The 19,926-nt window shown below is 46.2% G+C and carries 24 protein-coding genes; 2 read left to right on the top strand and 22 right to left on the bottom strand.

Translation table 11 applies throughout. From position 1 onward, the window contains the following. Positions 1-175: 175 nt before the first annotated feature. From hag to QM454_RS10150, 13 genes are all read right to left on the bottom strand, one after another. A complete protein-coding gene (hag, locus tag QM454_RS10210) occupies positions 176-1,003 on the bottom strand; it encodes a flagellin Hag (RefSeq protein WP_432357513.1) in 828 nt (275 codons plus the stop codon). 244 nt (positions 1,004-1,247) lie between these two features. Continuing rightward, positions 1,248-1,469: a carbon storage regulator CsrA gene (gene csrA / locus QM454_RS10205; protein ID WP_432357510.1), complete on the bottom strand. Its 222-nt coding sequence runs from the start codon at positions 1,467-1,469 to the stop codon at positions 1,248-1,250. Between the two features lies 1 nt (position 1,470). After that, on the bottom strand, positions 1,471-1,908 hold the full coding sequence (gene fliW / locus QM454_RS10200; protein WP_432357507.1) for a flagellar assembly protein FliW: 438 nt from the start codon (positions 1,906-1,908) through the stop codon (positions 1,471-1,473). 80 nt (positions 1,909-1,988) lie between these two features. Beyond that, positions 1,989-2,543 (bottom strand): DUF6470 family protein, encoded by a 555-nt coding sequence (locus tag QM454_RS10195; RefSeq protein WP_432357505.1) that lies wholly within the window; start codon positions 2,541-2,543, stop codon positions 1,989-1,991. Between the two features lie 55 nt (positions 2,544-2,598). After that, positions 2,599-3,471: a flagellar hook-associated protein FlgL gene (gene flgL / locus QM454_RS10190; protein ID WP_432357502.1), complete on the bottom strand. Its 873-nt coding sequence runs from the start codon at positions 3,469-3,471 to the stop codon at positions 2,599-2,601. Positions 3,472-3,489: 18 nt separating this feature from the next. Next, entirely contained in the window at positions 3,490-5,019 is a 1,530-nt protein-coding gene (gene flgK / locus QM454_RS10185) for a flagellar hook-associated protein FlgK (RefSeq protein WP_432357500.1), read from the bottom strand. A gap of 15 nt (positions 5,020-5,034) precedes the next feature. Then, positions 5,035-5,532 carry a flagellar protein FlgN gene (locus tag QM454_RS10180; RefSeq protein ID WP_432357497.1) on the bottom strand — a complete coding sequence of 166 codons (498 nt, stop codon included), beginning with the start codon at positions 5,530-5,532 and terminating at the stop codon, positions 5,035-5,037. Between the two features lie 23 nt (positions 5,533-5,555). Then, the gene (gene flgM, locus QM454_RS10175) at positions 5,556-5,819 is read right to left on the bottom strand and encodes a flagellar biosynthesis anti-sigma factor FlgM (protein WP_432357494.1); all 264 of its coding nucleotides are present in this window, start codon (positions 5,817-5,819) and stop codon (positions 5,556-5,558) included. A gap of 274 nt (positions 5,820-6,093) precedes the next feature. After that, positions 6,094-6,507: a TIGR03826 family flagellar region protein gene (locus tag QM454_RS10170; protein ID WP_432357491.1), complete on the bottom strand. Its 414-nt coding sequence runs from the start codon at positions 6,505-6,507 to the stop codon at positions 6,094-6,096. Positions 6,508-6,519: 12 nt separating this feature from the next. Beyond that, positions 6,520-7,128, bottom strand: a complete 609-nt coding sequence (locus QM454_RS10165) for a ComF family protein (RefSeq protein ID WP_432357489.1) — start codon at positions 7,126-7,128, stop codon at positions 6,520-6,522. Beyond that, positions 7,125-8,504 carry a DEAD/DEAH box helicase gene (locus QM454_RS10160; RefSeq protein ID WP_432357487.1) on the bottom strand — a complete coding sequence of 460 codons (1,380 nt, stop codon included), beginning with the start codon at positions 8,502-8,504 and terminating at the stop codon, positions 7,125-7,127. Before QM454_RS10160 ends, QM454_RS10165 begins: the two co-directional genes overlap by 4 nt. Before the next feature lie 19 nt (positions 8,505-8,523). Next, positions 8,524-9,378 carry a DegV family protein gene (locus QM454_RS10155; protein ID WP_432357484.1) on the bottom strand — a complete coding sequence of 285 codons (855 nt, stop codon included), beginning with the start codon at positions 9,376-9,378 and terminating at the stop codon, positions 8,524-8,526. Positions 9,379-9,441: 63 nt separating this feature from the next. Further along, complete coding sequence (locus tag QM454_RS10150) at positions 9,442-10,677, bottom strand: EAL and HDOD domain-containing protein (protein WP_432357481.1); 1,236 nt, start codon at positions 10,675-10,677, stop codon at positions 9,442-9,444. Between the two features lie 134 nt (positions 10,678-10,811). Between QM454_RS10150 and QM454_RS10145 the strand changes: the two genes are divergently transcribed. Further along, positions 10,812-11,588, top strand: a complete 777-nt coding sequence (locus QM454_RS10145) for an enoyl-CoA hydratase-related protein (RefSeq protein WP_432357478.1) — start codon at positions 10,812-10,814, stop codon at positions 11,586-11,588. 112 nt (positions 11,589-11,700) lie between these two features. Here QM454_RS10145 and fliS read toward each other — a convergent pair whose 3' ends face one another. Next, positions 11,701-12,108 (bottom strand): flagellar export chaperone FliS, encoded by a 408-nt coding sequence (fliS, locus tag QM454_RS10140; RefSeq protein ID WP_432357476.1) that lies wholly within the window; start codon positions 12,106-12,108, stop codon positions 11,701-11,703. Positions 12,109-12,222: 114 nt separating this feature from the next. Between fliS and QM454_RS10135 the strand changes: the two genes are divergently transcribed. Further along, complete coding sequence (locus tag QM454_RS10135; RefSeq protein WP_432357473.1) at positions 12,223-13,035, top strand: flagellin; 813 nt, start codon at positions 12,223-12,225, stop codon at positions 13,033-13,035. A 23-nt stretch (positions 13,036-13,058) separates the two neighbouring features. Here the strand turns inward: QM454_RS10135 and QM454_RS10130 are convergent, their stop codons facing one another. The 8 genes from QM454_RS10130 to QM454_RS10095 form a co-directional block, all read right to left on the bottom strand. Continuing rightward, positions 13,059-13,343, bottom strand: coding sequence for a late competence development ComFB family protein (locus QM454_RS10130; protein WP_432357470.1), 285 nt, complete (start codon positions 13,341-13,343; stop codon positions 13,059-13,061). 328 nt (positions 13,344-13,671) lie between these two features. Next, entirely contained in the window at positions 13,672-13,893 is a 222-nt protein-coding gene (locus QM454_RS10125; protein WP_432357468.1) for a helix-turn-helix domain-containing protein, read from the bottom strand. A gap of 10 nt (positions 13,894-13,903) precedes the next feature. Continuing rightward, entirely contained in the window at positions 13,904-14,380 is a 477-nt protein-coding gene (locus QM454_RS10120) for a DUF2975 domain-containing protein (protein ID WP_432357466.1), read from the bottom strand. 338 nt (positions 14,381-14,718) lie between these two features. Next, entirely contained in the window at positions 14,719-15,363 is a 645-nt protein-coding gene (locus QM454_RS10115) for a TetR/AcrR family transcriptional regulator (protein WP_432357464.1), read from the bottom strand. A 10-nt stretch (positions 15,364-15,373) separates the two neighbouring features. Continuing rightward, positions 15,374-16,402: an ABC transporter permease gene (locus QM454_RS10110; protein WP_432357461.1), complete on the bottom strand. Its 1,029-nt coding sequence runs from the start codon at positions 16,400-16,402 to the stop codon at positions 15,374-15,376. Continuing rightward, positions 16,399-17,130: an ABC transporter ATP-binding protein gene (locus QM454_RS10105; RefSeq protein ID WP_432357458.1), complete on the bottom strand. Its 732-nt coding sequence runs from the start codon at positions 17,128-17,130 to the stop codon at positions 16,399-16,401. Before QM454_RS10105 ends, QM454_RS10110 begins: the two co-directional genes overlap by 4 nt. A 164-nt stretch (positions 17,131-17,294) precedes the next feature. Further along, complete coding sequence (locus tag QM454_RS10100) at positions 17,295-17,840, bottom strand: GNAT family N-acetyltransferase (protein WP_432357455.1); 546 nt, start codon at positions 17,838-17,840, stop codon at positions 17,295-17,297. An 18-nt stretch (positions 17,841-17,858) separates the two neighbouring features. Then, a complete protein-coding gene (locus QM454_RS10095) occupies positions 17,859-19,829 on the bottom strand; it encodes a S9 family peptidase (protein WP_432357453.1) in 1,971 nt (656 codons plus the stop codon). Positions 19,830-19,926 lie beyond the last annotated feature (97 nt).

The raw sequence follows: 19,926 nt of genomic DNA, 5'->3' as shown, positions 1-19,926 counted from the left end.
TTCCCCACGGTTTCCCGACAGGGGCTTCGCTGCTGATTGTCCAATCTCTCCATTTTTCAAGCCATCGCGTTTACCGTTTCCAGTTCCGATGTGGCAGAAGAGCTCTCAGGAGGTTCCAGCAATTCACCCAGTGATTATCTATATCATTACTAATATAGACGCCCATGCAATCAAATTACCGAAGAAGCTGCAATACTCCTTGAGGCATTTGATTCGATTGAGCCAACATTGCTTGTGCTGCTTGAGTAAGGATGTTGTTCTTTGTGAACTCCATCATTTCTTTCGCCATATCTACGTCACGGATACGTGATTCCGCAGCCGTTAGGTTTTCGGAAGCATTGTCCAGGTTATTAATCGTGTGTTCCAAACGATTTTGTAATGCCCCCAAATAAGAACGTCCAGATGATACTGACTCAATTTCATCATTCACAGCAGTAATTGCTGCATCCGCACCGGCTTGATCTGAAATATCAAGTGCATCAACGGCTGTGTGTACATCTGAGAGATCTACTCCTACTGTACCTAAATCAATTTCAATAACTTGACCAGCATCAGCACCTACATGAATATTCAGAGCTGCTGCTGCAGTACCATCCAATAAATTCTGAGTATTAAATGTAGTATTATCCTTAATTCTTTCAATTTCAGAAGCCAACTGCGCAAACTCGTCGTTCAATGCCGTACGGTCTGCGTCTACATTCGTATCGTTTGCAGACTGCACTGCAAGTTCGCGCATACGCTGTAGGATTGCGTGCGTTTCGTTCAACGCACCTTCAGCAGTTTGGATAAGTGAAATACCATCTTGAGCATTTTTAGATGCCATATCCAAACCACGGATTTGACCACGCATTTTTTCAGAAATAGCTAGACCTGCTGCGTCGTCTCCAGCACGGTTTATTTTAAGACCAGAAGATAGTTTTTCTAAGTTTTTAGAAGCTTGCGTGTTGTTCACACCTAGTTGGCGGTGTGTGTTAAGTGCCGCGATGTTGTGGTTAATTCTCATTGTTTTTTCCTCCTTGAGTGTTTGTAGGTTCACGTCCTTGTGACCCTTAAGTAATTTGCTGCTCACGGAGTAAGAGCCGGCCGAACTCGTTACTGCCGCTTACAATATTAGTATCGGACAAGTTGGTTAGGAGTTTAGCGTTTTCTGAAAGATTTTGTGGGATTTCGGTTTATTTTGAGGATAGTTTTAGAGGGAGGGTTGGATGCCCGAGCTTTCGTGAATAGTTTCAAGCATCCAAAGGGGGTTAGTCTTTTTTTGTAAGCTGTGAGAAAAGCTTTGTATCTAGTGTAAGGGCCTCGGTATTTGTTTCGGTAATTGATTGAACAAGTTCTCCTCGGAGAATATCTACACTTTTTGGTGCTTCTATGCCAATTCTAATTGCGTCACCTTTCACCTCAAGGATACGGATTTCGATGTCATTGCCAATTTTAATTGTTTCATTCGTTTTACGAGAGAGGACTAGCATATTAGTTAGCCTCCTTTTCCTGACCAATCGTGTGACGGGTTTTGAACCGGCTGTCGTTCAGGATCATCTGTTTTGCTTTCCTGATGTTTATTTGGAAAATTAGCGGTGCTTGTAGGTTGATTGTTGATGTTTCGAATGGTTGCTTAAGTGTGAGAATACCAAGTACGAATACATCTTCTGTTTTTTCGATAGCTAGCAGTTCGATTGTAGGTTCGTCGATATCGAATGAATAGTCATCAACTAACGTATATGGATTAGTGACGATGAACGCCACTGATGGCGTGTTTGTAGACTGTAATACTTGGAACGTATCGTTTCCTTCAATTGGAAGAAGGGCAAATTCCTTTTCCTCTTCGAATCCGGGAATGCCTTTCGGGAAGTTCCATAGTTGTTCGGGCTGGATGTCAATTTTGCCGTGGAATTTTGTTTCAATGTTCATGTATGTCGCTCCTTTAAAGTTAGCTATATTGAGAGTATCACTGTCTGTGAAATTAAAAAAGAACGAGCTGTCCCGTTCTTTTAGACCGTCCAATCAATTTGGACGGATGGGTATTGTTCCATGACACCGGTCACCTTTCCAGGTGTATAGGTATGGATTGGTTTGTTGATTTGAACATTGTTGATGGCCTTTTGAGGTGTTGCATTAATCGTAAGTGAGCCCGGTTGGAAAGCCATTTGGATTTTCGTTCGATCGCCGACAAATTGGATGTCTAATTGTTTTTGTGGTCGCGTTCCGTTTTGTTTGGCTATGTCGACGATTGCGTTGCCACCATTTTCGATTTGAACGAGTTGTTGCCCTTCCTGCGCCCGACGAGCAATACCTTCCATTAGGCTTTGGTGGCCATATTGGGCATTTTCGGCAGAACGTCTTAATGGACTTTTCAAATCGATGTCCGCACGAACTTCGGTCGTATCCAATGAAAGTTGAGGTCTTGTCGTCGACATTTCAAGGATCGCAGCTGGCTGTTCCTGGGTGAGAGTTGCTCTTGGTTGCTCGATTTCTTGAATAGGTTTGTCGATTTGTAGGCCAAGAATACCTCGAGTCGTTTGGATTTGTAGTTGTGGAATGTTCATTGGCTTCACCTTTTAGAAAAGCGCTTGGAGAGTGTCCAAACGCTACTGTTATTCATTACCGTAAAAAGTCTACGAGTGATGGTTGAATGATCCGCGCTCCGACTGATAAGGCTGCACGGTGGATGGATTCATGTGTGATCATTTCAGTAATTACTTTTTCGTAGTCAATGTCTTCGTTTTCGGACATTTGTTTTTTCGAGATGACTTCTTGTGTGTTCAAACGGTTGTCCATCAGCTCTGCACGGTTTTGGCGTGCTCCAATAAGAGCCCTCGTTTCTAATACGAGGTTTTGAACATCATCAATGGCGCCTAATTGACCATCAATATTTGCGCTCGTGCTAATGGCGGTCTCTAAATCAGCAAACAATGTGTCTACCTTTTCGAATAGCTCCTTGCCATCAATCGTTACATCAAGCGAAACACCGTCAAACACTTCTATACTAATTGCATTGGATACGCCAGTTGCAATGGAGAATTGGTTAGTCGCTTTATTGTACAAAGGAGTTAACGTATTTGTTCCGGAAAAGATATATTTATCTCCGACCTTCGAATTGGCAAGGTCTTGAACATGCTCTCGGAGCTGTTTAATTTCTTGAAGAATTTTATTCCGATCATCTTGTGTTTTCGTATCATTCGCTGCATCAACTGTCAGCTCCTGAATACGAATGATTACTTGTCCAACTTTATCGAGCGCGTCGTCTGTACTGTCAAGGAGATTATGCACTTCTCCAAGATTCCTTTTGTATTGTTCGACCTTATCGACTTGCATCCGATAGCCCATCCCTTTGATGGCGACGACCGGATCGTCGGATGGTCGGTTCACTTTTTTACCTGTTGTCAATTGGTCTTGCAATTTACCCATTTTATTATAGCTGCCCGAAAGGTTCCGGAGCATATTATTGGAAAGCATCGATTGTGTTACACGCATTTACTGGAAACCTCCTGTTTACCTGCCTACGACGCCCATTCCGTTGATGATTTTTTCAAGTGTTTCGTCGATAACGGTTATCATTCTTGCGGAAGCGTTGTAAGCCTGTTGGAATTTGATCATATCTGTCATTTCTTCATCAAGCGAGACGGAGCTGATGGATGCGCGACGGTGTTCGACGGACGCTTTTAACGTTTCGGTGTTAAATCGGATTCTTTCCGCTTGTTGACCGTCAACGCCAAGTTGGCCGATAACGCCTTGAAAATACGTTTGAATCGTTGAGCCGTTCAACTCGTCAGGTCCGTTAAAGGCAGTGAACTGGATATCAGCAAGTTGCTTGGCAAGTTGACCATTCCCCTCTTCATTCGCTGCATCGGAAGCGGCTATGCTTCCGGGATTATTAATGATATTTTGGTTTACTTCTATTGTTGAGGCGGAACCCCCAACAAAGAAATTTGGAACACTTGCTTCATTTGGTAATGGGTGACCGCCGGTATGGATTGTGTTAAATTCTGTAATAAAAACCTCAGCCATTTTATTCAATTTAGCTAGCATCTCAGGATATAGGCCTTTGACAGTCCCGCCGTCATCATAACCATAAGCGTTAACGAGTGACTTCATTTTTCCTGTATCCCGCATATTGTCTAATGTTAACGGCCCACCCGTCGCATTTCCGACAGTAGAAAAGGCGAAAGATAAAAATGTGTTAGGATCTACCGGCTTACCTTCAGTATTAGCGTTATTCGCAGACATTTGCGAGTAGTCTTTTCCTGAAACAACGGTTAAGAGAGTTCCATCCTCCGCTTTCACCTTAATCGTGACCGAGCCCTCCGCAATCGGGAGCGCACGACCACCTGATTTCACATAGCTTATTTCGATTGGTAGGAACTCCGCCAATTGATCGATAAGTACATCACGAGCGTCGTACAAGTCATTCGGCATATATCCGTTCGGTTCGATTTCTTGAATTTGACGGTTCAAGTCGCCGATCTGTTGTAATATTGAATTCACTTCTCCGACACTGACACCGATTTCTGTTCCCAAGTTCGTTTGAATCTCTTCGAGCGATTTGTGCATGTATTTGAATGAGTCTGCGACTGCAATTCCTCGTTCAACGACAACTGCGCGAGCCCCACCATTTTCAGGATTGACGGATAGATCCTGCAATGACTGCCAAAACTGACTCAATGATCTTTGTAAACCATATTCGGATGGTTCATTCAACACGTCTTCCATCTGACTAATCGCTTTCGATCTTGATTCCCAATACCCAAGCTTATTCGACTCCTGCCTAAACTGGTGGTCGACGAACGAGTCACGAATTCTTTGGATAGAGCCTGCTTCAACTCCTGTTCCGAGGAAGCCCGGCATTGTCGGCGTATTGAGGCCGACGCCCGGGAAGCCAGCTGTCGCTTGCATGTTAACGCGTTGGCGGGAGTAGCCGGGTGTGTTGGCGTTGCTAATGTTGTGACCGGTTGTATATAAGCCGGATTGTTGTGTGAACAAGCCGCGTTTGTTTGTTTCGAGTCCCATGAATGTGGAGCGCATGGTGAGTGTACCTCCTTAGGCTTGTGAGTCGAAGTTCGGTATGTCCTTCGTCTCTTTTCTGCCGGTAATTTCAGTTTTTGAGTAGGTTGCCGAGTCCGGGCGCGGGCGGATCATGTCCAGCGATAGATTCACGAATTGAAGAGATTGGTATGTCAGTTTTTGGTTCAAATCGTTTTGCCATTTCAATTCATGAATCGCATGCAGGAGACGGTCCTTCGCCTCCACAAGTTCGTTCTTCTCCGGTTCGGCTGTTGCTTCGATCAAGTTAGAGATTGTCGGGTTCATCGGTACGGGACGTCCTTGTCCCTTTAAGTAGGCGATGACCGCTTTTTGCCTTTCGTTGTCCATTTGGACGATGGCGGCAAGGTGAGCCTGCTCGTCTTTCATGAGCTGGTCGATGCCGTTAATGTCGCCGTTTTTAATGAGTGTCGTTTTTTCATTTGCGATGCGCAGTAGGCTTTTATGCAATTTTTCTAGGTTGTCGAGTATTGAAATGATTGTTTCGATTGACATTGTGGCCCCTGCTTTCTCTATTGTTATTTCTTGTAGTACTTAATCAGGTTGGCAGCGAGTTTTTCAGGCTCGATTTTGTAGTTCCCTGATTCAATTTGTGCTTTCAGTTGTTGCACACGTTCGTTGCGTTTTGCCGTAATTGGTGACGTTTCGGAAAGCTGTTTTGCTTCGGAAGAGATTTCAAGTTTATCTGTTTTGATTTGCGCTTGTTCCTTTGCGTGCTCAGCTTTTAGTTGGTTTGTGCGGTATGGGTTGACGGCTGGAATGTTTATTCGATTAATTTTCATTGCTCTCGCTCCTTTCGTTTTACTCTTATTGTTTATTTCGGCAGATTTGTGACAACGTTTAGGGGCTTTTGGACGAAAACCGGAAATGTGTTAATTTCTTTTGGGAATTCCTATCTATTGTTCCCGTTTAAAAAGATAAAAAACCGACTAGTAAAGGTCGGTTTTTGGCTTTTATGCATATTTCGGCCGCTTTATGCGCTTCTCTAGCTATTTATGCGTTTCTTATTACGATTATGCGTGCTTTTTTAAATTTATGCGCTTTTGAACGTCGTTACTATTTTTTTCGGTCCGCCAAATACGTGCCGGTTTCGTTTCTCTTGATCGCTTCCCTAAATTCTTGTGCAGCTTCGAATTGGCGAAGGCCACTTTTAAGTTCCTCTGTGCAGCTAGCGCAAAGTTTGCCTTCCGTCGTTAGCTTTCCGCAGTTGTCACATGGGTAGCCGAGGTTCGGGAATAGTGCCGGCTGTAAGCGGCCTCTTCGTACCCATTTATGGAGCAACGTTTCCGTAACGCCTGTCACTTCGACGATTCGCTCAATTGTTGCGGCGCGGTTTTCGCGTCTTCTTAAGAAGCGGTATACTTCCTCGTACATTTCTTCTTCGTTGCGTGCGCATTTGACGCACACGTCGCGGATACCTGTGTAGTTGAAAAAATCCCCGCATGTCGGGCAATTTCGTAGTTCTGCCAAGATGAGCTCCTCCTATCGTTCGGCACGAATGAGCGTGACCGCTTCCACTCGTCTTGCGCCCGCTGCTTTTAGAACGGTTGCGGCGTGACGGAGTGTTGTGCCTGTTGTGTAAATGTCATCGACGAGTATGTATGTCGTGTTTCGAATGTCACTTCCGGGTTTAATTGCGAATAAAGGTCGCATCGCAAGCCGCTCTTCCCTCGTCTTCTCCCCCATCACTTCGGTGTTCGTCTTAATGAGCAGGTCTTCGAATGGAATGCGTGCTGCTCGCAACAGTTCCTCAACATGTGCGAAAGTCCGCTCGATCTTTTTCTGCGGATGCATCGGAATTGGGACGATGATGGCGTCTTTTTTGGCGAGTTCGCTGCGCAGTTCATTCGCGAAGACGCCTGCGAGCGCGACGTCTTGTAGGAATTTGTATTGGTGGAGATAGTCGCGCATCGGTTCGTTGTATGTGTAGATGGAAGTGACTTGATCGATTGGATCGCCTTCTTCTTTTATGTCGGCACGTTCGAAACGTTTTGAACACTCTTCGCAAATTAATGATGACTTTTCGATGGCAAGTAGAGATTGCCAACTCGGCGTTGCGGCGAGTTTCTGATCGCAAAGGAGGCAGTTCATATGTGGACGCCTCCTTTATTCAATTTAGTAATTTCGGTTTTCGCTTCATCCATCGCGTATGTAATGCCATTATGGAACAGGATGAAATCGCCGGTCGGATAGTCTGCGGAACGCCCGACACGACCGCCGATTTGGATGAGAGCACCTTTGTCGAATAGTTGTTGTTCAGCTCCGACGACCGCCACTTGGACGTTCGGAATTGTAATGCCACGTTCTAATATTGTTGTCGTCAGTAAGCCCGGCAGTTCTTTATTGCGCAGCGCTTGGACGTGTTCTTTCCGGTCTGGGTGTGCTGCATGGACGGAGCGGATGCGTGGGTCGATGAGTTGAAATAAAGGCTCCGCTTCCTCCATTAGGCCGATATGGTGAAAAAAGATGAGAAACGGTTGATTGTTAGCAAGGCATCGTTCCGTCCAATCGATTAGTTTGCGCGGTAGCTTCCCTTTTCGGATTTGCTTTTCGTAGTTCCATAGTGGAATGAACGTCGGGACTGGTAGTGGGTGGCCGTGGTAGCGGCGGTTGATGATCGAAACGTAGCCCGTCCGTTTCGTTTCTAAGAGGAGTTTGTCTGAAGGTGTCGCTGTGACGTAATGGACGGGGAAGCCCGGTTTGACTGCTTTTTTGACGGCCTTTTGCAATGTCGCATCTGCCTTGTATGGGAAGGCGTCTGCTTCGTCGACGAAAACAGCGTCGAATGCGTGCCGGAATCTGTATAGCTGGTGGGTCGTCGCGAGGACGAGCTGAGATGCTTCCATTGTCGGTTTGGCGCCGCCGTATAATGCTTCGATTTTCGTTTGCGGGAATGCTGCGCGGAGGCGCGGTTCAAGTTCGAGAATGACGTCGACGCGTGGTGCGGCGATGCATACGCGTTTTCCTTCAGTAAGCAGCTTATGAATTGGTTGGAACAGAATTTCTGTCTTCCCCGATCCGCATACGGCGTAGATCAAATGGGGCACGCGTTTGTTTTGGCTTAAGGTCAGTTCATCGGATGCTTTTTGCTGATGCGGCGTCAGTGTACCTTGCCAAGCAATTGTGTGGTTTGTCGGATATGTAAGTTTTTCGCCGCTCCAAATGATGAGTTCTGTGCATGACGAAACGCGCCCCATTTTGAGACATTGGCGGCAATATGTGCATGGGCCTTCGCATTTTGCGCAGTTGAAAGTCGTGAAGCGGGTTTGGTCTTTGTTTTCGCATCGGTTGCAGAAGTGACGTTTTTGATTAAAGATGGATGGGTTTGTTTCGATGCCTGTAATTGTTTGAATGTAGTTTGCGTCTATATGCTTGTCGATTTCTTCACGTGGAAAAGGGGTGTGCATGCGCAACCAAATGCGGCCGTCCAGGAAATCCCGGACTGCTGGATTGAATGGTTTTGACATGTGCACACCCCCTGTTTTGTTAGTTCTTGAAAGTTTTTCTTTTGACCCACCCAAGTCCCATCGAGCCCTCACCTAGATGTGTGCCGATGACGGGGCCGAAGTGGCTAATTGTGAAATGGACGTTTGGCATGCGTTCTGCAAGTTCGTTTTTCCAGCTTTCCGCTTCTTCGGGCTGGTTGGCGTGGATGATCGCGGCTTCTAGTGGCATTTTATCTGCATCTTCCGCAAGCAAGTCCGCGATTCGTTTCATTGCTTTTTTGCGTGTACGTATCTTTTCGAATGGGACAATTACTTTGTCTTCGAAGTGAAGAATCGGTTTTACTTGTAGCAAGCCGCCGATCAATGCTTGTGCGCCTGATAGTCTGCCGCCACGTTGTAAATGCGCAAGATCGTCCACCATGAAATAGGCGCGCATCGTCTTTTTCATTTCCGCGAGCTCTGCCATAATTTCGTCAGGTGTCGCTCCGGCTTTTGCCATTTCTGCGGCTCGGATGACGTAAAATCCTTGCATATAACACGACAGCTCCGAGTCGAACGTGTGGACATCGACACCTTCCGTCATTTCGCCTGCTTGTACGGCGCCAGCGTATGTACCGCTTATACCGCTTGATAGATGAATGGAAATGATCGCATCATGATCTACTTTTAACGATTCAAATAGCTCGACGAATTTTCCGACGGGCGGCTGGGATGTTTTCGGCAATGGGCCTTCCCCGCGCACTTTATCGTAAAAGTCCGAAGACGTTAAATCGATTTCCTCTTCATATGCTTGTCCGTCGATCGTCACCGTCAACGGGATGACGTGAATGTCGAGTTTTTCCATTATATTTGACGGCAAATAAGCCGTGCTATCTGTTACAATTGCTGTTTTCATAACTATCAACTCCTGCATCATATTCTACTAGAATTGCAGGTGAAAAGAAAAGCCCTTCTCCGTTCAACTTTGGAGCTTGTGCGCCCACTGGTTCGCTTCGTTCGAGTACGCGACAATTTCCTTTTTCGTCAAGCCGAGTGCTTTACCGATTTCAATAATTTTCTTCATATCAAACCGTTCCGTCGCAATTGCTAGGTCTAGATACGGCGTCATGCTCGTATTTTTCCCTTGCAATGTTTCCGCCACTTCCTCAGAAAACGGGAACGTCGGCAAAATATCTTCCCAGCTGCGTTGCATGATGACGTCGAGTAACGAAAATAAGCCGACGAAAAAATGCTCGTCACCGCTCGGATACCCTGTTCGGACTGCAACGAGTTCGCACATTTTCGCGCGCGACATTGAGTACGAGACGAGTGCTTTAATGCGGCCGCTCGATGAATGGTCGCTTAAATCGTGGAGCATTAAAATTCGCATCCATTTCCGCAGTTCGCGCAAGCCGATTAAAACAATTGCCTGTTTGACGGAGCCGATACTTTTCGGGACGCTGAAGTTCATCGTATTTATGAATCTCAGTAGTTTGTATGTGAGTGAGATGTCATGGAGTATGAGTTTTGCGATTTCATCGATGTCAGGGTTGCTATCATTGAGCTCGTTAATAATTTGCATATGTAAATTTAGATTTGCAGGGATTTCCACGCCTTTAATGATCTCTGGCTTTGCAAAGAAATACCCTTGGAACAAGTCATATCCACTCTTTTTCGCAATTTGGAACTGCTCTTCGGTTTCAATCTTTTCTGCAAGCATTTTAATATGCGGATATTTTTTTATTAACCTTTCGATATCCCGTCTCCCTTTATCGTCGACGGCGAGGAAATCTACTTTCACATAATCGATTAGCTCGAATAGTTCGGTATGTAAGGCATATTGGTCTTGAATGATGAAGTCGTCAAGCGCAAGCTGAAACCCTTCACGCTTAATTTCCTTCAACCTCGAAATCAGTGTTGGGGTAATTTCGACGTCTTCTAAAATTTCGATGACGACGCATTCCGGCTTCAAGTTTGAGAAAATGTCTTTTACGAGCAGTTCACCGGAAAAATTGATGAATGACTTTGATTTTCCTGAAATTTGGTCGACACCAATTGACAGGAACGTATTGACGAGTAGTTGGATGGTTGCCCGTTCAGGATCAATGTCAGGGAAGCTGTTTCGTTCACTATTGCGATAAAGTAGTTCGTAGCCGAAAATACGCCCTTCACTGTCTAAGATCGGCTGCCTGCCAACAAAAATATGCAACTCCATAATCTCACCTCTCAATGAAAATAGTATACCAAAACTGGTTCTCTTTTACTATAAATTTTCAAACTATTTTAATAGATATAGGGGATGAAACATGATATGTTGGAAGAAAGTCTCATCAAATGGGGGAATTCATAATGGAAACACTATTGTTTGAACAAGAGGGGCATATCGCTCGGGTGTCACTTAACCGTCCTGAAGCGATGAATGCTTTCAATTATGAAATGCTGTCGGAACTCGGCCAAGTAATTGAGTCAATTCGCATTAATCCCGATATTCGGGTCGTCATCTTTACGGGTGCTGGTGATCGTGCATTTAGCGTGGGGGCTGATTTGAAGGAACGCCGGACGTTGACCGATTCGCAAGTGAAGCGGAATGTCTATAAGATCGGCGAAGTGTTCACGTTGGTGGAAAATTTGCCGCAGCCGACGATTGCAATGTTGAATGGCTACGCGTTTGGCGGTGGGATGGAACTTGCGCTAGCTTGTGACTTCAGGTTTGCGGCGGATTCGGCGGTTATGGGGCTGACAGAAACGGGTCTTGCGATTATCCCGGGAGCAGGAGGGACGCAGCGACTGCCGAGGCTAATTGGTGAGGCAAAGGCGATGGAGCTCATTTTGACAGCGAGACGATTGAAGGCGGATGATGCATATTCATACGGCATATTAACAGGCGTCGCTCCCGCGAATGCTTTGCACGAAACGGTGGACCGCTTCGTCGAGGAGATACTCGCGAACGGGCCGATTGCACTGCAACAAGCGAAGTTTGCAATTAAGCACGGGATGAACGCTGATTTACAGACAGGGCTCGCGATTGAACGGAAGGCGTATGAGTTGACGATTCCGACGGAGGATCGGTTGGAGGCACTTGCGGCGTTTGCGGAGAAGCGGAAACCAGAGTTTAAAGGGAAATGAATGCACGCGGAGGACGGTAAGTTCTCGTTAATTCCCGGGGAGTTCTCGTTAATGCGGAAAGAGTTCTCGTTCTCTATCAGGGAGTTCTCATTAATACAGAAAGAGTTCTCATTCACAAGCGGTCTGTCGTGAAATTTATGCGGCGCGTTACTTGTTTGGCGACTTGCCATGACGCGATTAACTGAACAATCATTTCCTCAACATGGTCGAGCAAGTCGTCCGTTTTCGTTAGTTGCGTTTGGACGAGGCATTGGTTCATGTGGATGTAGATGGCCGTGAGCCGGTCGCTTCGGTCTGCTTCGTGGTCGGTCGTTGTCATGAGTTCAAATAGGAAGTCTTGTGCTTTTTTCAGTGTGCGGGTCCTCTCGTCGGTGTCGCCTACTTCGATTGCTTGCTTGCATTGCTCGATGTTTTTCTGGAGTTCGGTGAGCAGGAGGAGGACGTATTCCATCATCGATAATGTGGAGGCGCTTGCTTCTTTGTAAATTTGAATGGCTTTTTCGATGTCTACGGTTGTCATTGTTGGTGCCTCCTGTCGCTTTTTCTTTTGTATCGGCTTTTTTCTGTTCATTTCAATTGTTTTTGGTCGATATATAGAGGGAGAAGTTGATGATGTCGGAATTGGGGTGATGGAATGCGTGTTTTGAGTTCGGAACAGATTGCGGTTTCGGCGAATCGGTCGATGCGGAATGCGGGGCAAATCGAGAAGAGTTTAGTGAAGCTCGGCTCTGGCGTGAAGATTGCGAAAGGCAGTGATAATGCTTCGGGTTTGTCGATTTCGGAGACGATGCGTGCGCAGATCCGGGGGATATCTCGGGCGCAGAGCAATATGCAAGATGGACTATCTTTGCTTGAGGCTTCGAATGAAGGGCTGAATAATGTGAATGGCTTATTGCAGCGGGCGCGTGAGCTTGCGGTGATGAGTTCGAATGATACGTTGACGGTGAATGATCGTGCGGCGAGCCAAGTGGAGCTTGATCAGTTGCTTGAGGCAGTCGATGATACCGCGACGAAGCTCGAGTTCAATACGAAGAAGATTTTGGGCGAGGCCGGTTCGTTGACGTTGCAAGTTGGGGCGAATCCCGGGCAGCAAATGCAAATTACGCTTGTCGATGTTAGTTCGAAGGCGCTCGGTCTTGACGGGGCAACGCTTGAGTTGCGGGATCTTGCTGAAGCGTTGATTACGAAAATCGATAATGCAATTTCGACGGTTTCCAGTCATTTGACGCGGATCGGTTCGAATATGGAAGCGGTCGAGCATCATTTGACGAATGCTTTGACGTTCGAGAATAATTTAACGAAGTCGCTTTCGTTGCTTGAGGATACAGATATGGCGAAGGAAATGATGAATTTCGTCAACTTGGATATCCGGCAGCAAGGGGATCATTTGCTTGTGAAGCAAGTGAATCAAAATATTCATAGTGTGATGTCGTTGTTTTCGAAGTGAGTAGGCGCATGGGTTATCCCGGCCTACTCTTTTTTTGCGTTTTCACAGCGTGGGTTCGCGGAGACGATGCGTGCTGCTTTGACGACGGTGGAGAGGATATTTGTGGCACCTTGGTGGTCGGCGACGTGGGTCGCTCTAATGTATGGGCTCAAGTCGCTGTTGACTATATAGCGCGGTTTGATTTCGTTGAGTGCGATCGCCATAATGTCATCTTTGCATCTTTTGCAGTTGCAGTTTAGATGAAGTTCTTTTTCGTATTGTTGCAGTACGCCTTGAACGACTTCTTCCATTACGTTGTATACTGGCATGTTTCGTACCCCCTAGGGATCTTTTCCGCGGCGGATGTCTAGCGTTGGATATGGTCCGCCAATGGGTTGGTATGATTTTCATTAATTGTAGCATTGTTGGGGATGATTGTGAATGGAAGATGGAAATATTTTCTTGTATTATGCGTGATTGTGGGAGTTTATGCGCGGTTGGTGACGGTTATGCGTGAATTTACGGATTTATGCGTGGATTTATAGATTTATGCGTGAGTTTACGGATTTATGCGTGATTCCGGGAGTTTATGCGTTTCTGCAAAATCATAGGAGGCATAATTGATGTGCCCTCATCATTTTTGCCTCCTACATTTATTTATTCTTCTATGTCTTCATCGCTTCGGTATTCTAAAATATCGCCAGGCTGACAGTCCAACGCTTTGCAAATTGCCTCTAACGTTGAAAATCGGATGGCTCTTGCCTTGCCATTTTTCAATATCGAAAGGTTCGCCATCGTAATTCCTACCCGTTCCGAAAGTTCTGTTACGCTCATTTTCCTTTTGGCCAGCATTACGTCAATATTTATTATAATCGCCATTGTTTTCACCTCAGACCGTCAAATCATTTTCTGATTTTATCATAATCGCTTCTGTTAACAGTCTTTGGAGAACAGCAGCAAAGACCGCGATTACTAACGAAGCAAAAACAGGAACCATGCCCATAATGATGAGACCTGGTGCATCGTCCAGCTCCGCTAGCATTGCTACAAACGGTAAAATGATGACATAGAAACCGCTAATTGTCATTGCACAGAATTTAATCTTCTGTAGAGCTGTAATCGATAGTTCAGAGAAGGCCATGTTCTTGTCAATATAGTTTAGAAGCTTGAATGCCTGGAACAATGCGATGAAAAACGGAATGACGGATAGGTACATACCAATTACGATTGGATAAAGGATATGCGCATAATCCGGGTTGGCTGGATTATTCCATAAGTCATAGAGTCCGTATATACCTAATGCAAGTACGGGAGTTCCGATTAGAAAGACTGCCATCCGTAAAAATAATGTTGATCCTCGTTTCATAAAAAGCACCTCACTTGTTAATATGGTTTAATAATACACTGATATTTATCGTTTATCAATAATTAATTATCGCTTTTGGTTAAATTGTTGTTGATAAGGGAGGTGTTGTTTGTTACAGAGAAATGCATTGGAACTGGCGTTATGCGGATTTGGAAAGGGTTATGCGTGGATTTGGAGCTTTATGCGTTTCTGGAGTGATTTATGCGCCGTTGCGGGCGGTTATGCGTGATTCGGAGGATTTATGCGCCGTTTTCTGGATTTATGCGCTTCTGCAGGGATTTATGCGTGAACCTATTTGATTCCATCAAAAAAAGAAGGTGCGGGACCTTCTTTTTTGGTTATTCCTCGGGGGCGAGGCCTTTTTTGAGGAAGTGGATCATTTGATTGATTTCCTCCTCGTCGTTCCACTTCACGCCGATGACGTATTTCGTGGCGAAGTAGCCCATAATTGTCGAGGCGGCGAGGCGGATGACTGTCGGTGGAGGGAGTTGGATAATTTGGCCTTTCGATTGGTAGTGCTCGATAATTTGGACGAGGCGGCTGAGTACCTTTTTTCCGACGTGTTCGATGAATTGCTCGCGCAGTTCGTTGTGGAACGGAATTTCCTGGAGAAAAATACGGATGACTTTCAAGTTTTTCTCGAGGAAATCTTGGCGGTTTTTAATCATCGCGCGTACAAAGTCTTCAAAGTGCTCGAACTCTTTGTCGAGCACTTTGTTCAAGTCTTTAATAATAATTGGGCCGATCATTTTGACCATCATCGGTGTAACGATGGAAAGGAGTAAATCCTTTTTCGTTTTGTAATGACGGAAGATCGTACCTTCTGCGACGCCCGCTTTTTTTGCGATTTCATTTGTCGATGTGGCGGCGAATCCTTTTTCCGCGAATATTTCTGTAGCTGCGATGAGAATTTGCTTCTGTTTCTCTGTGAGGTTGTCGTTTTCCTGTAGCATTTCGTTGAGCAAATTGTTTTCGTTTGTCATGACGCCCTCCTTATATTTTGCGATATTTTCGCAGCACGGCGATGTTTATTGCAATGAACATCAGGCAAAATGCTCCAAGAATGAGTACATTTATCATAATGTCACTAAATCCGGCGCCTCTTACCATAACGTCACGCAAAGCTTCGGCCGCGTAATAGAGCGGGGTCAAGTAGCTAATCCAGCTAAGCCATTCGGCGATTGTCTCTAAGTTGAACAAGCCGGAAAAGAAGATTTGTGGCACGACGACGAGCGGGATGAATTGCATCATTTGAAGTTCGTTATGTGCGAATGACGAGAGCAGGATGCCGAGCGTCAATGCGGTCAACGCAAGAATAAGGATAATGAGGAGCACGTAAATGAAGGCCCCTTCCATAACCATGCCTAGCACATAAATGGCGTACGCCGTAATAATTGTAGACTGGATTGTTGTGAAAAGTCCAAAGCCGAGGACATAGCCTGCGACGATTTCCCATTTGCGTAAAGGGCTTGCGAGTAACCGTTCAAGCGTGCCTGTCGTCCGCTCGCGCAGGAATGAAACGCCCGCGATGAGGAAGACGAAAAAGAATACGAAAAATCCGAGCAGGACTGGACCGAAATAATCGAATTGCCCCATTTCGCTTGAACCGTGCAAGTAGTCAATTGTTAGTTCCGGAGCGTTTTCTGCTTGCGGTTGTTTCGGCAAGGCGGTTTGCAGCCACTTCATTGTAGCGCCTGTAACGCTCGGATCGCTTCCTTCAAGGACAATTGACAGGGAGTTGCCTTCGAATTTCAAATAGCCATCGAGCTCCCGCGCGACAAGTTTTATCTTCACTTCCGCTTCTGAGTCGAAGGTCGTCACTTGCGCTCCTTCTGTATCGATTTGGTCAGCGAGCATTTCCGGCACATCGACCAATCCAATCTTCGGGGCGTAAGCGTCCCCGTTAAAGACGAAATAGAGCATTGTTAGCACGAGGATTGGCGCGAAAATGAGCAGTCCAATCGTCCGTTTGTCCCTGACGAGTTGACGGAGAATCCGTTTCACCATTGCCATCACTCTCATCGCTCCACACCTCCGAAGACGAGGAATGCTTCCTCGATTGTTGTCGAAGCTGTCTGTTCTTTTAATTCGGCTGGCGTGCCGACCGCAATGAGTTTTCCGTCACGAATCAGTCCAAGCCGATCGCATTTATCGGCTTCATCCATGACGTGGGTCGTGACGATGAGCGTCTTCCCTTGCGCCTTCAAATCCGTGAAGGCATTCCAAATACTTTTTCGGAGGACCGGGTCGATTCCGACGGTCGGCTCGTCAAGAATGAGCAGTTCCGGTTCGTGGAGGAGTGCGATTGCGAGAGAAAGGCGTCTTTTCATTCCTCCTGAATAATTTGACACGAGTTTTGTGACGTCGCCAGAAAGTTGTACGAGCTCCATCACTTCATTGATGCGCTCTGCTTGTTTTTGTCCTTTTAAGCCGTACAGTTCAGAGAAAAACTGGAGATTTTCCTTCGCCGATAATTCCTCGTATAATGCGTCCGATTGCGCCATATATCCGATTCGTTTGATGAGCTTCAAGGAAGGCATCTTCTCGTCAAATAAATAATTTTCTCCTTCTGTCGGCTCGTCGAGTCCCGCCAATTGCTTCACCAACGTTGTCTTCCCTGCTCCTGACGGTCCGAGCAACCCGAAAATCTCCCCTTCGGAAATGTCGAGGTTAATATCTTTTAGAACTTGGTGCTTGCCGAAGCTTTTTGAAACATTGCGGATGGAGACGCATACTTTACGTTCGCTCATTTATCGTCACCTCTTTTTTGATAGTGAGTGATTACTCACTTCATTGTAGTCTATGAACATATGAACTGTAAAATGAGTGACTAGGAGAGATGCGAGCAATGGCGGGCGTAACACAATCAATGCTGACCGCAACAAAAAAAAGAGAGGGGCTCCCCCTCTCTTTCTCATATTACCTTATGCGCTTCCCATTCCTCGCGCAACATCCCCATCCGGATCGAGTCGTAGTAGACGCCGTTCCAGTATCGGACTTTGCGGATGCGCGCTTCCATTGTCATGCCGAGCTTTTCGGCGACGCGGATCATGCGCTCGTTGCCGGACCAAGTCGTGAGGCCGACGCGGACGAGTGGCATTTTGTTGAATAAATGATCAATCCACATCGTGAGTGCCTTCGTTCCGTAGCCACCACTCCAGTACTCCGGCTCGTAGATGAGGATGCCCATTTCAAGCCAGCGGGACGGCTCGTGTTCCCAATAGTAGCTCACCATGCCGATAAGTTCGCCGTCCACTTCGATTCCCCAGTAGTCATCCTGCGCGACGATTTTGTCTTTTCGTTCGAGAAACGCCTCATACGTCATCGTCTTATGTGGGAAATACGGGGCGTCCCATTTCTTCCATTCAGGATTTTCCTGTTTGAACGTCATCTCCCACATATAATGCAAATCTTCTTCTTTTATTGGGCGGATTGTTACGCCTTCTAATGTATAGGTCAATGAAAATCCTCCTGGTTCTTATAAGTACTTCGCGAACCAGCCCGTAATCTCGTTTAACCTTTCAATTCGCAGATTCGGTGCGCCGGTCCGCGATAAGTTATGGTCAGCATCCGGGAAGCGGACGAATTCTGTCTCTTTCCCCATGCTTTTCAATGTAATGTAGAGCTGCTCCGCTTGTTCAATCGGGCAGCGGAAATCTTTTTCTGAATGAAGAATTAATAACGGCGTCTCGACGTTTTCCGCATATTTCAACGGAGAATGCTTCCATAGCGTTTCGACGTCTTTCATGTCTGCGGCAATTTGCCAGTCGCTGAAGTAATAGCCGATGTCAGATACGCCGAAGAAGCTAATCCAGTTACAAATTGAGCGCTGTGTGACAGCCGCTTTGAATCGGTTCGTATGGCCGACGATCCAATTCGTCATGAAGCCGCCATAGCTCCCGCCTGTTACGCCGAGGCGATTTTCGTCAATCCATTCATTTTCTGCCAATACGTAGTCGGTTGCCGCCATAATATCTTCATAGTCGCCCCCGCCGTAATCGCCGCGGACTGCATCGACGAATAGCTGGCTGTAGCCGTGACTGCCGCGCGGGTTAATGTAAAGGACACCGAATCCTTTAGCTGCAAGCAGCTGCATTTCATGAAAGAACGTATTGCCGAACATTGCGTGTGGTCCGCCATGAATGTCGACGATGAGTGGGTATTTCTCCCCTTCTTTAAAGTCTACCGGTTTCATGAGCCAGCCATGGACATCCCAGTCTTTCGCCCCTTTGAAGACAATTGCTTCCGGTTTAACGAGTTTAACTTCTTGCAAATAGTCTTTATTAAATGAAGTGAGAGCTTCCCTTTCACCCGTCGCAATCGTCAATTGTTTAATTTCTCCCGGATTTACGGGATCGCTCACTGCGACTAACGCAAAATCGCCTTCCCCGTTCACATCGTAGCCGTAAACGTGCTCGTCTTCAGGTGATGCCGGGTATAGTTCCCCTTCGAGCGTTGCGAAATAAAGGCGGACGTCGCCCATCGTTGAAAGTTGGAAGTACAAATGATTGTCTTTCGTCCAGACGGCACTCGGTGCACTTACTCCTTGCTGATGGTCCGCAACCGTATAGTCGCCAACTGGTGCATCAACGCCTTCCGTAATATTAATCGTATTGCCGCGCCTCGTGTCGTATACGTACAATTCGCCGTGCGTCGCGTTTTGGAACATGCGATCCGAACCGACGTACGCGATATAATTGTCGTCAAACGAAAATTTTGCGCCTCCGTAATACCCTTCTTCATCGACGATAACCGTCTCTTCCTTCGACTCAATATCGACTAAATAGAGCGGTTGGCGGAATTCCCAGTCTAAGTTCTCGCTTCGGTTTACACTAATAACGAGCTTGCTGCCGTCTATTGAAACGGCTTGCAACGTATGTTGGTAATTCCCTTCCGTAAATTGCGTTACTTCTTCTGTTACAAGATCGATGTCACCGATTTGTTTGTATGAATCTTGCGGCAATAACCCGATGCCGTCCATTTTGTACTTCATCTTCGTGACACGAACTGGTTCTGGTTTCTTCTTTTCATCCTTCTCTTCCTTGTCCGTAAATGCCTTGCCTTCCTTCAGAGAGGCGTCAAACCAAATTTTCGTTCCGCATGGTGACCATTCGAAGCCGGATACCCCTTTATCGAAGGATGTTAGTTTCTTCGCCTCGCCTCCGCGGGCAGATAGAAGGTATAGCTGGTTTTTATCGTCGCGATTCGACAAAAAAGCGATCTGCTTGCCGTCCGCCGACCATTTAGGGGAGCTGACGCGTTGTTTTCCGTATGTCCATTGCGTCGTTTCTTTCGTCTTTAGGTCGATATGATACAAGTTTGCGATATATTTGTTTTCCTCTTCGTCGATATGCGTTTTGATGAACAATGCTTCTTTTCCGTCAGGCGAAAGCTGCGGGTTCGTGACGGATTGCAGTTTGAATAAATCTTCTGTTTGTAGGTTTCTCATAGGAATTCCCCCTTCTTTTATCTAGTCTACATATTTCGACACCCGGAGGAGTTTCCCCTTTTAAATTTCGAATGTTTTTTCCGATGTAGACGAATTG

Origin of the sequence: Sporosarcina sp. UB5, assembly GCF_050859005.1 — a bacterium.
Lineage (GTDB): Bacteria > Bacillota > Bacilli > Bacillales_A > Planococcaceae > Sporosarcina.
Note: the sequence above shows the minus strand (reverse complement) of the source record. Positions and strands in the feature narration are given on the sequence as shown.

What these genes read in the sequence shown, in the direction of transcription:
- hag (WP_432357513.1), bottom strand. Translation starts at nt 1,003, where the DNA reads ATGAGAATTAACCACAACATCGCGGCACTTAACACACACCGCCAACTA.
- csrA (WP_432357510.1), bottom strand. Translation starts at nt 1,469, where the DNA reads ATGCTAGTCCTCTCTCGTAAAACGAATGAAACAATTAAAATTGGCAAT.
- fliW (WP_432357507.1), bottom strand. Translation starts at nt 1,908, where the DNA reads ATGAACATTGAAACAAAATTCCACGGCAAAATTGACATCCAGCCCGAA.
- QM454_RS10195 (WP_432357505.1), bottom strand. Translation starts at nt 2,543, where the DNA reads ATGAACATTCCACAACTACAAATCCAAACGACTCGAGGTATTCTTGGC.
- flgL (WP_432357502.1), bottom strand. Translation starts at nt 3,471, where the DNA reads ATGCGTGTAACACAATCGATGCTTTCCAATAATATGCTCCGGAACCTT.
- flgK (WP_432357500.1), bottom strand. Translation starts at nt 5,019, where the DNA reads ATGCGCTCCACATTCATGGGACTCGAAACAAACAAACGCGGCTTGTTC.
- QM454_RS10180 (WP_432357497.1), bottom strand. Translation starts at nt 5,532, where the DNA reads ATGTCAATCGAAACAATCATTTCAATACTCGACAACCTAGAAAAATTG.
- flgM (WP_432357494.1), bottom strand. Translation starts at nt 5,819, where the DNA reads ATGAAAATTAATCGAATAAACATTCCAGCCGTCAACCCATACCGCACA.
- QM454_RS10165 (WP_432357489.1), bottom strand. Translation starts at nt 7,128, where the DNA reads ATGAACTGCCTCCTTTGCGATCAGAAACTCGCCGCAACGCCGAGTTGG.
- QM454_RS10160 (WP_432357487.1), bottom strand. Translation starts at nt 8,504, where the DNA reads ATGTCAAAACCATTCAATCCAGCAGTCCGGGATTTCCTGGACGGCCGC.
- QM454_RS10155 (WP_432357484.1), bottom strand. Translation starts at nt 9,378, where the DNA reads ATGAAAACAGCAATTGTAACAGATAGCACGGCTTATTTGCCGTCAAAT.
- QM454_RS10150 (WP_432357481.1), bottom strand. Translation starts at nt 10,677, where the DNA reads ATGGAGTTGCATATTTTTGTTGGCAGGCAGCCGATCTTAGACAGTGAA.
- QM454_RS10145 (WP_432357478.1), top strand. Translation starts at nt 10,812, where the DNA reads ATGGAAACACTATTGTTTGAACAAGAGGGGCATATCGCTCGGGTGTCA.
- fliS (WP_432357476.1), bottom strand. Translation starts at nt 12,108, where the DNA reads ATGACAACCGTAGACATCGAAAAAGCCATTCAAATTTACAAAGAAGCA.
- QM454_RS10135 (WP_432357473.1), top strand. Translation starts at nt 12,223, where the DNA reads ATGCGTGTTTTGAGTTCGGAACAGATTGCGGTTTCGGCGAATCGGTCG.
- QM454_RS10130 (WP_432357470.1), bottom strand. Translation starts at nt 13,343, where the DNA reads ATGCCAGTATACAACGTAATGGAAGAAGTCGTTCAAGGCGTACTGCAA.
- QM454_RS10125 (WP_432357468.1), bottom strand. Translation starts at nt 13,893, where the DNA reads ATGGCGATTATAATAAATATTGACGTAATGCTGGCCAAAAGGAAAATG.
- QM454_RS10120 (WP_432357466.1), bottom strand. Translation starts at nt 14,380, where the DNA reads ATGAAACGAGGATCAACATTATTTTTACGGATGGCAGTCTTTCTAATC.
- QM454_RS10115 (WP_432357464.1), bottom strand. Translation starts at nt 15,363, where the DNA reads ATGACAAACGAAAACAATTTGCTCAACGAAATGCTACAGGAAAACGAC.
- QM454_RS10110 (WP_432357461.1), bottom strand. Translation starts at nt 16,402, where the DNA reads ATGAGAGTGATGGCAATGGTGAAACGGATTCTCCGTCAACTCGTCAGG.
- QM454_RS10105 (WP_432357458.1), bottom strand. Translation starts at nt 17,130, where the DNA reads ATGAGCGAACGTAAAGTATGCGTCTCCATCCGCAATGTTTCAAAAAGC.
- QM454_RS10095 (WP_432357453.1), bottom strand. Translation starts at nt 19,829, where the DNA reads ATGAGAAACCTACAAACAGAAGATTTATTCAAACTGCAATCCGTCACG.